Here is a 15,246-nt window from a genome sequence, read left to right as displayed (position 1 = left end):
GCTTTTCCTAACCCCCCAGTTCAGACACGGTGACACGTTGCTTCCCGCTGGGCGTCAGCGGAATCTCGTCCGTCAGGCGGAATTCCAGCGCCACGCTGTCGCCCACCACCTTCACCAATTCGCTGCGTACCCGCTCGATGACGCCCGGGTCGAACCCTTCGTCTGGCACGACCAGGATCTCGAACGCCTCCAAGCGCTTCTGCACCACCTGGTAGCGGCGGATGCCGGTCGCATAGAGAAAGGCGTACACCACGTACTCGCCCGGCACGAACCGCCCGTCCGGGGTCCGCAGCGCATCCAACTTGCGCCCGTCCACGCTGGCCAGCCGCGGCAACCCGCGCCCGCAGGCGCAGCGCCCATGGCCCGGCGTGGCCAGATCGCCGTTGACGTAGCGCAGCAGCGGCATGCCGTAGTTGTGCAGATCGCTGACGACCAGCTCGCGCGGACCGTCCGCGCCGGCGCCTTCGCCGTGCCCCAACTCCACCACCAGGTGGTCGGCGTTCACGTGCAGGCCGTCGCGGTGCTCGCACTCGGCGGCGATCAGCATGAACTCGCGGCAGCCGTAGGTGTTGTAGGCCGGCGCACCGAAGGCCTGCTCGATGCGCTGCTTCTGCGACGCGTGCAAGGCTTCCGCCGCGCCGAGGATACGCGCGGGCGCATGCAGGCGCCGGCCGCTGGCGGTCAGCCAGTCCGCCATTTCCACGATCGGCGACACGTAGGACACGATGGTCTCGGGACGGAAGCGGTCTATCGCGTCGGCATACTCCGCGATGCGCGCGCGGTCCATCTCGAAGGCGTTGAGCATGCGACGGTTGAACGCGCCGTGGTAGAGACGCTCCTTGCGCTTCTGCGCGCCCAGCGGCGTGCCCCACAGATAGAGGGTGCGCTGCCCGAGGCGCGCACCGGCCCAGCCATACCCCCGCCACATGACCGCGACCCGGCGCTCGTAGCTCTCGCGGGTATAGCCGAACCTCAGGGGCTCGCCGGTGGAGCCTCCCGTGGTCTTGTAGAACAGGCCGGCACGGTGCGTGTCGGCGATCAGACTGTCGAAGTTCGCCCGGATGGTGGGCTTGTCCAGCACGGGCAGGCGCGCGAAATGCGCGCGGTCGCGGATGTCCTCGGGCGAGGCGATGCCCAGCGCGGACCAGGTCTGCCGGTAGTACGGCACATGGTCCCAGCAATGGCGCAACAGACCCTGCAGCTTGCCCCACTGCAGCGCCTCGATCCGCTCCGGATCCAGCCACTGCTGCCGCTCGTATTCCCTCAGGTAGGCCAGCGTCTTGCGTCCGCGCAGTCCCGACTCGTAGGCGGGAAACAGGACGTGGCGGAACAGCGGTTCGTACAGACTGGCCATCATGCGCTCTCCCCTGCGCGTGCGTGCGCCCAGGCAAGCAGCCGCGCGCCAGCGCGCGGTCGGCCCGCGGCGAACCGCCGATGCAGCAACTGCAGGTGCTCGATGTCGTCGCGGCTCCAGCACCGCAGCACCAGCGTGAACAGGGCATACGACAGCACCAGCAGTACCCCGCCCAGCACCACCGCCGCCCAGGGCACCAGGTGGCCACGCAGTGGCCAGGCCAGCGCGGCCGCCAGCGCGCCGGCCAGCGCCACCCGCCCCAGCGCGCCCCACGCGGGCCGCGCATGGCTGATGCGGATCGCCAGCGAGATGTACGCCGTGGCGTTGACCAGGGCCACGGTCAGGTAAGCCACCACCGCGCCCACCAGCGCGAAATGGGCGATCAGCACCGCATCCAGCGCCAGCTTGAGCACGCCGCACATCACCACCAGCACCAGGATGCTGCGCTGGCGGTCCGCACTGACCAGCAGGCTGGAGGCCCCCTGTGTCATGGTCGTCACGCAGGTCGCGAACAGGCACGCGGAGAACAAGGGGCCGGCCGCCCAGTACTCCCTCCCGTACAGCAGGTGGATCACGTCGTTGCCGAACACCAGGCCGAACGCCATCAGCGGCGTCGCCAGCAGGGCCAGGTAGTGGGTGGTGCCGACGAAGCGGCGCGCCGCCACCTCCCTGCCCTGGCTCAGTGCGCCCGCCATCATCGGCAGCAGCAGCGCACCGAACACGCCCGGCACCAGCGCCGCCGCGCCCACGGCCAGCTGGTAGGCCACCTTGAACTGGCCCGCATCGTGGCTGTCGGCGTACAGGTTGAGGAACATCACCTCCACCTCGCTGGCCACCAGGAAGCTCACCGACACCGTCAGCGCCGTCCAGCGCATGTGGTGGCCCATCCTGGCGCGCAGCGCCGGCGGCAGCACCACGCCGGCGCGGCGCGGCGGCAGCAAGGGACGGATCTGCCGCAGCGACACCACGTAGAACACGATGCCCGACAGCGAGAACACCGCCAGCAGCCACTCCACCGGCGCATCGAGTTGCCACGCCGCGATCACCAGCAGCAGGTTGACCGGCGTGGACACCAGCGCCACGATCGCGGTGGCCCGGAAGTTCTCGAACCCCTTCGCCACGCCGATGTTGAACATGTAGGACGAGCGCAGGACCACGCCCACCACCAGGAAGCCGAGCAGCATCACGTGGTTCATCCCGGGGGCGACATGGTCGCCGGCGAAGATGAACAGTGCCGCGCCTCCGGCCAGCACGAACAGCATGAACACGCGCTGCGCCTTGCGCAGGTAGCCCAGCACGTAGGGGATCTGCTCCAGGTGGCCGGCGCCGCGCAGCTCGGCCACGAACTTGATCGCCGCACTGGCCGTGCCCGAGTTGGTGGTGGCCACGCCGACGGCCACCAGCCAGATCACCAGGCTGTAGGTGCCGAAGCCGTCGGGCCCCAGGTGGCGGGCGATGATGATCGAGGTGAGCATGCCCAGCACGTACTCGGTGTACATGCCCACCGAAGAGAAGAACGTGTTGCTGAGCGTGCGCGAGCGGTCGTTCATGCCAGGGCCAGGAGGACCTTCACGGTCAGGTACAGGCCAATAACGCCGATTACGGCGTAGGAAGGCCAGCGGATGAGATCCTTCTCGAGGGAGAACACCGGCAGGCTGGGATACGTAGCGCGCATCCGCGTGTAGTGGCCCACGACCAGCGCGACCAGCAGGTACAGGATGACGACATAGCTGCGGCTGAGGAAGAAGGCCGCGGTGAAGAAGCCGGTCAGCGACAGCAGCAGGCACAGGCTCAGGGCCCGGTCCGCCTTCCAGTCCCTCAGGGCCACCTCGTCGGGCACCTCCAGGGGGACGTCGTCGATGATGTCGTCGCCGCGGTCCACGATGGCCAGCATCATGCGGAAGCAGTAGCCCACGATCGCCAGCCAGATCGTGAAGCCTATGATGCCGGTCTCGGCCAGCACCAGGACGAAGGAGTTGTGCGCGGTCAGTTCGTGCAGGTCCGAGTAGCCGCCGGCGCCGATGCCGAACACCGGGCTGCCGATGAACATCTGGATGCCTTCGTACCAGGACTCGACGCGCCCCATGGCCGATGCCTCGGAGACTTCCATCTCCTGCAGGCGCGAGGGCAGCATCATCAGCCCGCCCAGCGCCCCCACGCCCATCAGGGCGGCCATCACCACGCCGCGGGTGCGCCACACGTACACGCCCAGCATGGCCACCAGCGCCAGCAGCGTGCCGCGCGAATTGGTCAGATAGCAGCCCCATACCAGCAGCACGATGGCCGTCCACCAGAACAAGCGCTTCAGCCCCAGCCAGCCGCCGCGGCTGCTCAGGTAGAACGCCATCGGCAGGCACATCACGAACAGCATGCCCAGGTCGTTGGGATCGTTGAAGATGCCGACGTACTGGATGCGCGTGCCCTGCGACAGCTCCACCCCCGTCCAGCCGATGCCCGTGCTGGCCTGCTCGATGCCGTGGACCGCCAGCACCGAGGCGCAGATCACGAACACCCCCATCGCCGCCTGCAGGCGCGCGCGCGTATCCACCGCATTGGCCAGCAGCACATAGGCCAGCAGCACCGGCGCGAACACGAAGAACACGAAGAGCGCTCCTCCCGCCCAGCCGTTCACCACCTTGGACACCATCGCCACCAGCAGGAACGCCGGGATCAGCAGGTACTGCGGCTGGTTGAACGACTTGCGCTGCGAGAACAGCCACAGGCCGGCCGCCAGCACCAGCGCGATCGACTGCAGCGGCGGCCCGGGCGATTCGGCCACCGCGGGATAGTCCTGGGGCCGGATCAGCACCAGCACCAGGTACACCATCAAGAAATAGAACATGTCCCCTGTCGCTCCCCTGCCTCAACCGGTACGCAATCGCGAGGCGTAGGTGAACAGTTCCGGCATCGCCATCATCGCCTGGAACCATGGCATGTCCATGTGCCGCTCCACCGGCAGCCGCGGCAGCGCGTACCGCGTGCGCGGGTCCGGACGGCTCACGCCGGCCACGTAGCTGCACGCGAGGTCGAACCCCGCCTCTCGCACCGCCTGCACGGTGTCGTGATTGAAGGCGTCGGGCCCGCCCACCGGATAGGAAATGACCCGCGCCGGCACGCCCAGCTCCCGTTCCAGCGCCTGCTTGGAACCGCGCACCTCGTCCACCATGCGCCCCGGCGACAGCTTGGCCAGCATGCGGTGGTCCACGCCATGCGAGCCGATCTCCATGCCGCCGCGCTGCATTTCGCGCAGCTGGTCCCAGCTCATCGGACGGCAGTCCGGGTGCCCGGCCGCGCGCGGGATGCCCCAGTCCTCTTCCAGCCGCGAAACGAGATCCGCCTGCATGTCGTCATCCAGCAGCTTCACCCGGTACAGCAGGTCGGCGGCCTGTCGCCGGCGTTCCGGCAGCGCCGCCTCGATGCGCCAGTCGATGTCCAGTGCGGGTACGTGCAGGCGCTCGCCCGCGGGGACCGAGCACAGCATGTGCACCAGCCAGTCGTACGCGTAGGGCCGGCCCGAATCGATATGTCCGGTGGAGACGAAGAACATGGCCGACATGCCCAGTTCGCGCAGGATCGGGAATGCGACCCGGTAGTTGTCGTCGTAGCCGTCGTCGAAGGTCACCAGGACCGCACCGGCCGGCAGCGGCACGCCACGTTGCTGGTGGTCCAGCACCTCGTCGAAACGCATCGGCACGAAGTGCGCCTTCAGGTGGCGCATCTGTTCGCGGAACGCCTCGGCCGAGGCGCTGATCAGCTCGGGGTCGAAGCTGAAGTCCTGCGGCTCGGCGGACTCCAGCACACGGTGGTACGCCAGCACGCGCGCTTCCCCGCGCGCGGCCGGCCTTACCCGCTTCAGCAATGGCAGCGCGCCCAGCCGGTGGCACCAGCGTGCCAGCAACTGGCGGCGTCCTACGCGCGCCGCGACGCTCACCGATGATCCCCTGGCCATCATCTTCCGCATGTTCGGCAACCTTGCCTGTGCAGGTACATACGCGAAAAGGGCGCGAGCGCGGCCAGTGCCGCGGCTGGCCGGATCGGCCCGCGGATCGCGTATTGCAGGTAAAGCGGACACCACGCGCCGGACAGGCGCCGACGGCGAAACAGGGGCGCGCCACCAATGTCGGAAGATACCGACTTCGTCAGCATGTACGAAGAACTGGGGCTGGACGCCGAATGCGGCATGGATGCCTTCAAGCAGGCCTATCGCCGCCGCGTGGCCGCCCTGCACCCGGACATGCAGGGAGAGGCCTCGGACCTGCCGCGGCTGCAGCGCCTGAACCGGATGTACGAAGCCACCCTCGATTTCCATCGGCTGCACGGCCGTCTTCCGGGTGCGTCCGCGCCCCCGCGGCCTGCGCACGCAACGGCACCGCCCCACCGCAGCGACGCCTGGATGCCGGATAGCGAAGCGCCGGCGCCCCCGCGCGGACGCCGGCGCTACCTGCTGGCCGGCGCGCTGCTGGCGGCGTTGCTGTATTGGCTGGGTGCGCACCGCACCTCGATTCCCACGCTGGATCCGACCGGACCGGGCGACAGCGCCGCGGCCGCCTGGATGCCGCGCCCCGCCAGGCAGCTGGAGCTGGGCATGGATACGGAGCAGGCACGGCGCATCCTGGGAAGCCCCACCGTCGAACACGCCGCACGCTGGCAGTACGGGCCGTCCTGGGTGGACTTCGAATGCGGCAAGGTCAGCGGCTGGTACAGCGCGCCGGCAAGGCCGTTGCAGGTGGGTCGGGATTCTGCGCACCAGGCGGCCGAAGGGTCGCGTGGCGCGTCGGACTGCGGTTGAAGCACGACAGGGAAAGGGGAACGCGGAATGTGGAGCGATACCGCCAGATTGCTGAGGAAGGCCCAGCGCCGCCTGTGGATGAAGTACGCCTTGCGCGGGGTGGGCGGCAACGACAACCACGCACGGCTGGAACTGGCGTACCGCATGCCGGACCCCTGGAACATGGAGTCGCCCATGGAGCGCGCACGCTTCGAGGCCACCAACCGGGTCATCGAACAGGCGTTCGGCCGCGTGGGCTCGGTGCTGGAGATCGGCTGCGGCGAAGGCCACCAGACGCAGTACCTGGCGCGGCTCAGCGACGAACAGTACGGGCTGGATGTCAGTCCGGCCGCCATCGAGCGCGCCCGTGTGCGCCTGCCGCAGGCGCACTTCGCCGCCGCCGACCTGTTCCAGCAGCCCTGGGGCGAGCAGCGCCACCGCTTCGACCTGGTCACCGCCTGCGAGGTGCTCTACTACCTGAGCGATCCGGCCGCCACCCTGGCACGCATGCGCCACCTGGGCCGCAACGGGCTGGTGACGTTCTTCGCCCCGGCCTGCGCCCGCGTTGGGGCGCACGTGGAAGCCATCCCCGGCCTGCAGAAGACCTGGATCCACCATGGCGGCACGGCCTGGCTGATCGGCTGGTGGCGCGATGAGTGACCCCTCGACCGCCCTGGATGGGCGCGGCGTGGTGTATTTCGGCAACGACTGGAACGCGGAGAACCGCACCAGCAGCCACCACATCGCCCTCCGCCTGGCCCGGCGCATGCCGGTGCTGTACGTGGATTCGCCCGGCATGCGCGCACCCACCACCTCCGGACGCGACCTCAAGCGCGCCTGGCGCAAACTGGCGGCCGCGCTCAAACCGCCCGTGCAGGTGCGCGAGGGCCTGTGGCACTGCACCGTGCCGCAGCTGCCGTTCCGCCGCATTCCCGGTGTGGACGCCTTCAACCGGGTGTTCAGCCGCTGGGCCGTGCGCCGCGCGCTGCGCAAGACAGGCATCGAACGCTACCTCTCGTGGTTCGTGGTACCGCACCCGGGATTCCTCGCCCACCGGCTGGGCGAGGATTTCTGCGTGTATTACTGCATCGACGACTATGCCGCGCATCCCGGGGTGGATGCGGACCTGATCGGGCGGCGCGACGAGGCGCTGAGCCTGGATGCCGACCAGTTGTTCGTCGCGCCGCCCGCGCTGCTGTCCATCAAGCAGGCGATCAACCCGACCACCACCTATGCGCCCCACGGCGTGGACCTGGACCTGTTCCTCTCCGCGCGTGCGCCGGAAACGCCGGTCGCCGAGGGCGCACGCGGCCTGAGCGGCCCCGTGGTCGGCTACATCGGCTCGCTGCACGAATGGATCGACATCGAGTTGATCGCCTGGCTGGCGCAGGCGCGGCCGCAATGGAGTTTCCTGCTGGTCGGCCACGCCGCCGCCGACGTGTCCGCGCTGCGCGCGCTTCCCAATGTGCGCCTGGCCGGCCCGCAACCCTATGCCACGCTGCCGACCTGGGCGAAGGCCTTCGATGCGGCGATCATCCCGTACCGGATGAACCGCCAGGTCGCCAATGCCAATCCGCTGAAGCTGCGCGAATACCTGGCCACCGGCAAACCGGTGGTCAGCACGTACAACCCCGAGATCGCCAAGTTCTCCCGCTGGGTCCGCATCGCCGAGGATCGCGAAGGCTTCCTGGCCGCGCTCGACCAGGCGCTGGCCGAAGACAGCGATGCCGCCGCCCAGGCGCGCGTGGCCGCCGTCGCGGCGCAGACCTGGGACCGCCGCGTCGATGACGTGCTGGCGACCGTGGCGCAGGCACTGGCGCGCCGATGAACAACTCCCCTTGACGACCCCCCACTCATGACCGTTCCTGACTCCACCCGCCTGCGCGTCGCACTTGTCGGCGCCGGTTACGTCGCCACCCACCACCTGGCCGCGCTCAAGCAACTGGACTTCGTCGATGTGGTCGGCATCTGCGACCCGCAGTTGCCCGCCGCGCAGGCGCTGGCCGACCGTTTCGGCGTGAAGCGCGTGGCCGCCCGCCTGGAAGACCTTGCCGACCTGCAGCCGCAGGCCGTCTACGTGTTGACGCCGCCGGCCTACCATGCGGCCATCGCCCTGCAGGCCATGGAAATGGGCTGCCACGTGCTGGTGGAAAAGCCCATGGCCGACACCGTGGCCGACTGCGAGGCTATGATCGCCGCCGCGCGCACGCGCCAGCTGCAGCTGGGCGTGAACCATTCCGACCTGTTCGATCCGGTCCTGATGCAGGCAGTGCAGGCCGTGCGCGACGGACGCATCGGCGACGTGGTCTCGGTGGAGATCGTGCGCAACTCGGAATACCCGCCCTACGCGGGCGGCCCGTTGCCGGGTTCGGTCACGCAGGGTTCCTATCCCTTCCGCGACCTGGGCGTGCATGGCCTCTACACCCTGGAGGCCTTCCTCGGCCCGGTGCGGGACCTGCGCGTGGACTACCAAGCGCGCGGCACCGACCCGAACCTGCACTTCGACGAGTGGCAGGCGCATGCGCATGCACGCGACGGCGTGGGCCGCCTGCTGCTGTCGTGGAATGCGCGCCCCATGGAGAACCGCGTGTTCGTGCGCGGCACGCGCGGCACCATCGAAGTGGACCGCTTCCTGCAGACCTGCCGCATCCATCGCGTGCTGCCGGGCCCGAAGTTCATCGGCATCGTCGCCAATGCGTTCTTCAGCGCGGTGAAGGACGTGTTCCGCGTACCGTGGAACGTGGTGCGCTTCGCCACCGGCATGCTCAAGCCTTCGCCCGGCATCCGCCGCGGCGCGGTCGAGTTCGCCAAGGCGGTCCGCGACAACGCATCGCCTCCGTTCACCGGCGAGGATGCGCTGCGCATCGCGCGCCTGCTGGAGCCGGCCTGCGCCGCGCCGGACGCCGAGCGCATCGCGCTGCTGGAATCGCGCTACGTCGACCTGCCGCCGGCCGATGCGCTGGTCACCGGTGCCGCCGGCTTCCTCGGCAGGCGCGTGGTGGCGCGCCTGCGCGGACAGGGCAAGACCGTGCGCGTGCTGGTGCGCCGCCCGGTGGCCGCCTACGCGGGCGATGCGGGCATCCAGACCGTGGTGGGCGACCTGGGCGATCCGCGCATCGTCCGCCATGCGGTGAAGGGCGTGCCGCTGATCTACCACGTGGGCGCCGCGATGCGCGGCGGCCCGCGCGATTTCGAAGCCGGCACCGTCTGGGGCACGCGCAACATGATCGACGCCTGCGTGGCCGAATCGACCGCGCGCCTGGTGTACGTGAGCTCGATGAGCGTGTTCGACCACGCCGGCCGCGATCCGGCCGCGGTGATGACCGAATCCTCGCCGCTGGAGCCGCACCCCGAATGGCGCGGCGCCTACACCCAGACCAAGCTCACGGCCGAGCGCATGGTGCTGGAGGCGGTGGCCACGCACGGCCTGGCCGCCATCATCGTGCGGCCGGGCCAGATCTTCGGCCCGGGCGCGGAAAAGGTCACGCCCAACGGCGTGATCGGGCTGGCCGGCCGCTGGGTCGCGGTGGGCGATGGCGCGCAGGCGCTGCCGCTGGTGTACGTGGACGACGTGGTGGATGCGCTGCTGTGCGCCGCCGAGGCGCCACTGCCCGCGCAGCGCGTGTTCAACGTGGTGGATACCTCGCGCATCACCCAGCAGGACTACCTGGCGCGATGCCGCCGCAAGCTCGGCGACGAGGTCAAGGTGGTGCGCGTGCCGCGCTGGATGTTCATGCTGCTGGGTTTGGGCGTGGAACAGCTGGGCAAGGTCCTGCGCCGCGATGTACCGCTGACGCGCTACCGCGTGCGCTCGCTGCGGCCGCTGGCCAACTTCGACACCACCGCCGCGCGCGCGGAACTGGGCTGGACGCCGCGGACCGGCGTGGAGAAAGGACTGGATGCGACGTTCGGCTGAGAGCGGCGCGCCCGCCACGCGGCATGACGTGCGGGTCGAGCGCCTGCCCGCCATGGACGTGCTGGAAGCCCGCTGGCGCGCGCTGGAAACGCGCAGCCGCGCCAGCTTCTTCCTCAGCTGGTGCTGGATCGGCACCTGGCTGGCCACGTTGTGCCCGCGCGCGCGCGCGCGCCTGCTGACGGTCAGCGAGGATGGCCAGCCGATCGCGCTGGGCATCGTCGTCGAACAGCGCCGCGGCTTCGCGCTGGGCCTCAAGCATGTGCGCCTGCACGAGATGGGCGACCGCACGCTGGACAGCATCACCATCGAATTCAACGGCCTGCTGTCGGTCGCCGGCCGCGAGCACGATGCCCTGGCCGCCTGCATCGCCCATTTCGAAGCGCATGAGCGCCATTGGCTGACGTTCTACCTGCCCGGCATCGACATGGACGACATTCCGCTGGAGCAGATCCGCTCGCCCCGCCTGCGCCTGCAGATGAGCCGCAGGCCGACACCGTACGTGGACCTGGCGGGTCTGCGCCACGATGGCAGCGACTATGTGGTTGCGGTCCCCGGCAGCCGCACGCGTGCGCACCTGCGCCGCACCGCGCGCAGGCTGGTGGATGCGTTCGGACCGCTGGCCTGCGCCGTGGCGATGGGCACCCGCGAGCGCCTGGCCTTCTTCGATGCGCTGGTAAGCCTGCACCAGGCGCACTGGGACGAGGATGCGGGTGAGAAGGGCGCGTTCGGCGACCCGCGCATCGTGGCCTTCCACCGCGCGCTGATCCAGGCCTCATCCCCGGACGCCGGCGTGCACCTGATGCGCCTGGAGGCCGGGGATGCGGTCGTGGGTTACCTCTACCATCTGGTGTGGCGCGGTACCGCGTACTTCTACCAGGCCGGCATCGACTACCGGCGCGTGGGACGCACCGGCAGCCCGGGCCTGCTGCTGGTCGCCACCGCCATCAATGAATTCCTGGGCAATGGCTTCGATCGCTACGAACTGATGGCCGGCCAGGCCGAGTACAAGCGCTCGCTGGCGATGGCCGAAGGCAGCATGGCGTGGCTGAGCATCGACCGGGTGGGCTGGCGCGCGCGCATCGTCGATCTTTACCGGCGCCGGCGGGGCCAGGACGCCCTGCCGTGAACGGGCTGCGGACACGCCTGCGTCCGCTGGATGCACTGGCGCCCGCCGACATGGCTGCATGGGAGTCGCTGGCGCGCGATGCGCCTGCCGGCATTCCCGCGCTGCTGCCCGGCATGGTGCAGGCCGCGGCGCGCTGGCTGACACCCGATGCTCCGCCGGTGGTGCTGACCGTGGAGCGCGGCGGCGAGCTGCTTGCGCTGACCTGCCTGCAACGTCGCGCGCCGGACCTGTTCGTGCCACTGCCCCACTGGTGCGCCTACCGGCACCGGCATGCCTTCCAGTCCGGCCTCCTGCACCGCCGCGGCGAGGCCGGCGTGGTGGCCGAGGCGATCGCCGGGCTGATGCGCCGCGGTAGCTGGCGCGAACGCGCGATCCGCTGGCATTGCGTCGCCGCCGACAGCGACATGTGGAAGGCGCTGCGCAGTGCCGTGGGCCTGCACTGGATGCAGACCGCCGCTTCCCTGCGCCCGGTGCTGCGCCGGCACCCGGACGACGTACCCGCGGCCGCGCGGGTGGGCGCGGGCGTGGCGAAGGACCTGCGACGCCGCCTGCGCCGGCTGCAGGAGCGTGGCGATGTCGGCCTGCGGATCCTGCAGGGGGCGCAGGCCGATGCCGCTGCCGCGGCACGCCATCTGGCGCTGGAACACGCCGGCTGGAAGGGAACCCGGGGCAGTTCGATGCAGGCGTCCGCCGCCGAACGCGGCTTCTTCCTGGAAATGACGGCACGCCTTGCCGGCGGCGGCCATCTGGTCTTCGTGGAAACGCTGTGCGGCGACCGGGTGGTGGCCAGCAGCAGCAACCTGCTGTGCGGGGGCGTGCTGGGGGGGTTCAAGACCGGCTGGGATCCCGCGTTCGCCGCCTGCAGTCCCGGCAAGCTCAACGAATGGCACCTGCTGCAGGCGCTCGACAGCCACTGGCCGGCGCTGCTCGTGTTCGACAGCCAGGCGCAGGCGTCGTCCTACCTGGCGGAACTGCTGCCGGACCGGCAGCCGATGGTGTCGGGCATCCTGCACGCGGGCGCGCTCCATCGTACGGCGATCCTCGCCGCCCGCCCGCTGCGCCCCCTCGCCTACCGGCTGGGCCACGACGACTGACGCCGCACGCTCACGCCATCTGCGCGCGATGCCAGGCCAGTTCCTCCGGCGACAACACCAGCCGCGATGCCTCCACCCTGAGCCCGGTCGGCGTGGGCAACCCCGCCGGCGGCGCGCTCCGCCACCACCAGCGTGCGCCCAGGCGCAGGCATCTGACCGTGGCGAAGCGCTCGAACCCCAGCGAGCGGTGCGCACGCAACGAGGGCAGGTTGGAGACGCTGACATCGGAGAAGTACTCCGCTGGGGTGGCTTCCACGTCGATGCCCGCCCCCATCATGGCGATCAGCAGGCGGCGGCCGCGCCGCCGGGGCACGACGAAGGCATCGCGCAGCCAGACCTGCGTGGTCGACAGGGGAATCTGCCAGGCCAGCTCGTCGAAGTACCGCGGCACGCCGTGCAGCGCCCAGAACCATGCGATCAGTTCGCCGCGCTCGTCGATGCCGAAACAGCGCATGCCATGGTCGAACCGGCGCTGCAGGCGTTCCGGACGGCCCGACATCCCGTTGGCCCGGTACGCCGCCACCAGGCGGTCCAGCTCGCTGCTGCGCAGTTCGATGAACTGCTGGCCCTCGTCCAGCACCCGCGTGCGCTCGGTCGCGGCAGGCCTGCGCAGCAGCGCAATGGCATCGAATCCGATCATCTCGTTCCCCCTTCCCCGATCGCGCTTTCCGGCAGGAAGCGCGACAGCCCCAGGGCGTCGAACGCATCGACGACCAGATCGCGCGCGCCCACCCACAGGACGCCACCATACACAACCGCGCCCACGGCGACCTCCGCGGGCAGTTGCAGCGCCACCGCAAGCCGGTCGCCCATCGCGTGGCGCCACGCCAGCACGGCGAGCACCATCACGGCGCACCCGGACGCCACGCGCAGCAACGGCCGCACCAGCCCCCGCAGGCGCAGGCCGTCCTGGCGACAGGCCCGCACGGTCAAGCCCCATTGCAGCAACGCCGCCACGGCCACCGCCAGCGACGCGACCACCACGCCGGCCCGGGACAGCGCCCACAACATGGCGGCCAGCGAGGCCACCGTCGCCGCTTCGATCCACATCAGCCGGTGGTTGCGCGCATGCGCTGCCAGGAAAGAGGACAGGATGAAACTGCCCGCCGCCGGCAGCGAGGCGATGGCCAGCACGCTCAACAACGGAGCCACCTGATGCCAGGTGGCCGGCAACAGGGTGGCCACCAGGGTGGGCGCGCACGCGGCCAGCCCGGCGGCCATCGGGAACAGGAACAGCGCGGCGAACGCCAGCGCCCGCACCATCAAGGCAGGCCGCTCGCCCGGCAGCGCACGGACCACGGCGGGCATCATCACCGCGCCCACATGCCCCCCCACGTACACCGCGGGCAACTGGGCCAGATTGAAGGCCATGCCGTAGCTGCCCGCATCGTGCGCGCCGAGCAGCTTCAGCACCCAGGGCTTGTCCCAGTAGCGGGCACCCTCGCTCAGCACGATCTCGCCGGTCACCGGCGCGCCGAAACGCAGCAGGTCGCGCAGCCGTGCCGTGGTCACGCGCACCGGCCACAACCAGTCGCGCCAGGGCACCGCCGTGATGGTCGAGGCCGCGATCACGCAGGACTGCGCGACGAAGGCGATGATCATCGCCTGCCCTCCCAGCGGGGTGGTGCTGACCAGCGACACCGCCACCACGGCGTAGACCACATCCCCCAGTGCGCTGCCCAGCGCGATCCGGCCGAAGCGCATGTCGCGGGCGAGCAGCTTGTCGGGGATCGCCCCCAGGCGCCGGATTCCGATGCCGAGCAGGGCGCCGGGCAGGTAGTCGGCCACCCGCGGCGCCTGCATCCACAGCGCGAGCCAGGGACGGGCCCACCACAGCAGCGCGATCATCGCCACGCCCGCAAGCAGATAGACCAGGGTGGCGGCGAAGACCGCGTCCCGCCCTTCCCCGCCGCGGACCACCACGTACTGCCCGCATCCCCATGCCGCGATCCAGTTGCCCGTCAGCGCCACCACCGTGGCCACGGTGACTTCCGCCACGATGTCCGGGGTCAGGTGGCGCGCGATCAGCAGCGTGCCGACCAGCCCCACGGCGCGTCCCAACAATCCACCCACGATCCCGTACGCCGCCGAAGAAGCGACCTTGCCCAGTCCGCCCGCGCCCCCCTGTCCTGTTACCGTCATCCCGTGCCTGCTCCGCGCTCGCTCCCCGGCGCTTCGCGCCTTATCACCAGCCACTGCTGCCAGGGGAACGCCCACTGCAGCAGCCCTGCCAATGGACCCGCGAAACGCAGGGCGCGCCTTCGCCTGACCCGATAGACCGCCAGCGGAACCCGTTCCTGTCCGCGCAGCCAGCGCGCGATCACCCAGGGCGGCGTGGCCCAGGGATGCCCCGGCGTGCGCCGCCAGTCGCCGAACAAGCGATGCGAGTGATAGTCGCGCAGGCGGAACGGGCTGGGCGTCGCCAGGAACAGATAGCCCCCCGGGCGCAGCACGCGCAGCAGTTCGCGGATGAATCGCTCGCGCGCGGCCGGCAAGGTGATGAATTCGAGCACCGAGACGCAGGTGACCAGGTCGAACGACGCGGACGCGAACGGGAGGGGCTCGCCTGCCGGCACATGCTGGAACGAGACCCTCTGCGGCTGCAGGTCGTGCCCCAGCGCGCGCACTTCGGCGGCCTCCAGGGTGGAGGCGTCGGCATCCACCCCGATCACCCGCTTCGGCGCCAGCGCGGACAAGGCCAGTGCCACGGTCGTCCCGCCGGTGCCGCAGCCCACGTCCAGCACCATGGCCGCCGTGGCGATGTGGTCGGCCAGCAGCACGCACAGGCCGGCGGCATGCATCCGCACGCGGTCCACCTCGCGCATGAGGAATGCCGCGGAGGCGCGCGCGCCGTCGCGCCCGGGCGCCGTGGGCGTGTCGCCCGCATCATGGATGTCGCGACTGGCCGAGCCGCTGAGGATCAACTGCTTGAAGCGGGTGAGATAGGGTTCCTTCATGGCCGGATCCTCTCCTGCGCGGGCTCGCCGT

At 70.3% G+C, this 15,246-nt stretch carries 13 protein-coding genes; 6 read left to right on the top strand and 7 right to left on the bottom strand.

Translation table 11 applies throughout. The annotated features are described in order from the left end of the window. Positions 1–7: 7 nt before the first annotated feature. The 4 genes from MUU77_RS06565 to MUU77_RS06550 are packed head-to-tail and all read right to left on the bottom strand — an operon-like array spanning position 8 to position 5,285. Entirely contained in the window at positions 8–1,357 is a 1,350-nt protein-coding gene (locus MUU77_RS06565) for a phenylacetate--CoA ligase family protein (RefSeq protein WP_245093000.1), read from the bottom strand. Next, positions 1,354–2,904, bottom strand: coding sequence for an oligosaccharide flippase family protein (locus MUU77_RS06560; protein ID WP_245092998.1), 1,551 nt, complete (start codon positions 2,902–2,904; stop codon positions 1,354–1,356). Before MUU77_RS06560 ends, MUU77_RS06565 begins: the two co-directional genes overlap by 4 nt. Then, positions 2,901–4,196: an O-antigen ligase family protein gene (locus MUU77_RS06555; protein WP_245092996.1), complete on the bottom strand. Its 1,296-nt coding sequence runs from the start codon at positions 4,194–4,196 to the stop codon at positions 2,901–2,903. The genes MUU77_RS06560 and MUU77_RS06555 overlap by 4 nt, the downstream gene beginning before the upstream one ends. A gap of 21 nt (positions 4,197–4,217) precedes the next feature. Further along, positions 4,218–5,285 carry a polysaccharide deacetylase family protein gene (locus MUU77_RS06550; RefSeq protein ID WP_245092994.1) on the bottom strand — a complete coding sequence of 356 codons (1,068 nt, stop codon included), beginning with the start codon at positions 5,283–5,285 and terminating at the stop codon, positions 4,218–4,220. Between the two features lie 186 nt (positions 5,286–5,471). Between MUU77_RS06550 and MUU77_RS06545 the strand changes: the two genes are divergently transcribed. From MUU77_RS06545 to MUU77_RS06520, 6 genes are read left to right on the top strand one after another with little or no spacing between them, the layout of a single operon-like run. Continuing rightward, positions 5,472–6,143 (top strand): hypothetical protein, encoded by a 672-nt coding sequence (locus MUU77_RS06545; protein WP_245092992.1) that lies wholly within the window; start codon positions 5,472–5,474, stop codon positions 6,141–6,143. 27 nt (positions 6,144–6,170) lie between these two features. Next, complete coding sequence (locus tag MUU77_RS06540; RefSeq protein ID WP_245092990.1) at positions 6,171–6,782, top strand: class I SAM-dependent methyltransferase; 612 nt, start codon at positions 6,171–6,173, stop codon at positions 6,780–6,782. Further along, complete coding sequence (locus tag MUU77_RS06535) at positions 6,775–7,950, top strand: glycosyltransferase (protein WP_245092988.1); 1,176 nt, start codon at positions 6,775–6,777, stop codon at positions 7,948–7,950. The genes MUU77_RS06540 and MUU77_RS06535 overlap by 8 nt, the downstream gene beginning before the upstream one ends. A 27-nt stretch (positions 7,951–7,977) precedes the next feature. Continuing rightward, positions 7,978–10,038, top strand: coding sequence for an NAD-dependent epimerase/dehydratase family protein (locus MUU77_RS06530; RefSeq protein WP_245092986.1), 2,061 nt, complete (start codon positions 7,978–7,980; stop codon positions 10,036–10,038). Continuing rightward, on the top strand, positions 10,022–11,164 hold the full coding sequence (locus MUU77_RS06525) for a GNAT family N-acetyltransferase (RefSeq protein WP_245092984.1): 1,143 nt from the start codon (positions 10,022–10,024) through the stop codon (positions 11,162–11,164). The genes MUU77_RS06530 and MUU77_RS06525 overlap by 17 nt, the downstream gene beginning before the upstream one ends. Continuing rightward, entirely contained in the window at positions 11,161–12,258 is a 1,098-nt protein-coding gene (locus MUU77_RS06520) for a GNAT family N-acetyltransferase (protein WP_245092982.1), read from the top strand. The genes MUU77_RS06525 and MUU77_RS06520 overlap by 4 nt, the downstream gene beginning before the upstream one ends. 10 nt (positions 12,259–12,268) lie before the next feature. Here MUU77_RS06520 and MUU77_RS06515 read toward each other — a convergent pair whose 3' ends face one another. The 3 genes from MUU77_RS06515 to MUU77_RS06505 are packed head-to-tail and all read right to left on the bottom strand — an operon-like array spanning position 12,269 to position 15,215. Then, a complete protein-coding gene (locus tag MUU77_RS06515) occupies positions 12,269–12,898 on the bottom strand; it encodes a hypothetical protein (RefSeq protein WP_245092980.1) in 630 nt (209 codons plus the stop codon). Next, positions 12,895–14,400, bottom strand: a complete 1,506-nt coding sequence (locus tag MUU77_RS06510; RefSeq protein WP_245092978.1) for an oligosaccharide flippase family protein — start codon at positions 14,398–14,400, stop codon at positions 12,895–12,897. Before MUU77_RS06510 ends, MUU77_RS06515 begins: the two co-directional genes overlap by 4 nt. After that, positions 14,397–15,215: a class I SAM-dependent methyltransferase gene (locus tag MUU77_RS06505; RefSeq protein ID WP_245092976.1), complete on the bottom strand. Its 819-nt coding sequence runs from the start codon at positions 15,213–15,215 to the stop codon at positions 14,397–14,399. The genes MUU77_RS06510 and MUU77_RS06505 overlap by 4 nt, the downstream gene beginning before the upstream one ends. Positions 15,216–15,246 lie beyond the last annotated feature (31 nt).

It is taken from the genome of Pseudoxanthomonas sp. F37 (assembly GCF_022965755.1).
GTDB lineage: Bacteria > Pseudomonadota > Gammaproteobacteria > Xanthomonadales > Xanthomonadaceae > Pseudoxanthomonas_A.
This window is presented reverse-complemented; position numbering and strand designations above follow the sequence as displayed.

What these genes read in the sequence shown, in the direction of transcription:
- MUU77_RS06565 (WP_245093000.1), bottom strand. Translation starts at nt 1,357, where the DNA reads ATGATGGCCAGTCTGTACGAACCGCTGTTCCGCCACGTCCTGTTTCCC.
- MUU77_RS06560 (WP_245092998.1), bottom strand. Translation starts at nt 2,904, where the DNA reads ATGAACGACCGCTCGCGCACGCTCAGCAACACGTTCTTCTCTTCGGTG.
- MUU77_RS06555 (WP_245092996.1), bottom strand. Translation starts at nt 4,196, where the DNA reads ATGTTCTATTTCTTGATGGTGTACCTGGTGCTGGTGCTGATCCGGCCC.
- MUU77_RS06545 (WP_245092992.1), top strand. Translation starts at nt 5,472, where the DNA reads ATGTCGGAAGATACCGACTTCGTCAGCATGTACGAAGAACTGGGGCTG.
- MUU77_RS06540 (WP_245092990.1), top strand. Translation starts at nt 6,171, where the DNA reads ATGTGGAGCGATACCGCCAGATTGCTGAGGAAGGCCCAGCGCCGCCTG.
- MUU77_RS06535 (WP_245092988.1), top strand. Translation starts at nt 6,775, where the DNA reads ATGAGTGACCCCTCGACCGCCCTGGATGGGCGCGGCGTGGTGTATTTC.
- MUU77_RS06530 (WP_245092986.1), top strand. Translation starts at nt 7,978, where the DNA reads ATGACCGTTCCTGACTCCACCCGCCTGCGCGTCGCACTTGTCGGCGCC.
- MUU77_RS06525 (WP_245092984.1), top strand. Translation starts at nt 10,022, where the DNA reads ATGCGACGTTCGGCTGAGAGCGGCGCGCCCGCCACGCGGCATGACGTG.
- MUU77_RS06515 (WP_245092980.1), bottom strand. Translation starts at nt 12,898, where the DNA reads ATGATCGGATTCGATGCCATTGCGCTGCTGCGCAGGCCTGCCGCGACC.
- MUU77_RS06510 (WP_245092978.1), bottom strand. Translation starts at nt 14,400, where the DNA reads ATGACGGTAACAGGACAGGGGGGCGCGGGCGGACTGGGCAAGGTCGCT.
- MUU77_RS06505 (WP_245092976.1), bottom strand. Translation starts at nt 15,215, where the DNA reads ATGAAGGAACCCTATCTCACCCGCTTCAAGCAGTTGATCCTCAGCGGC.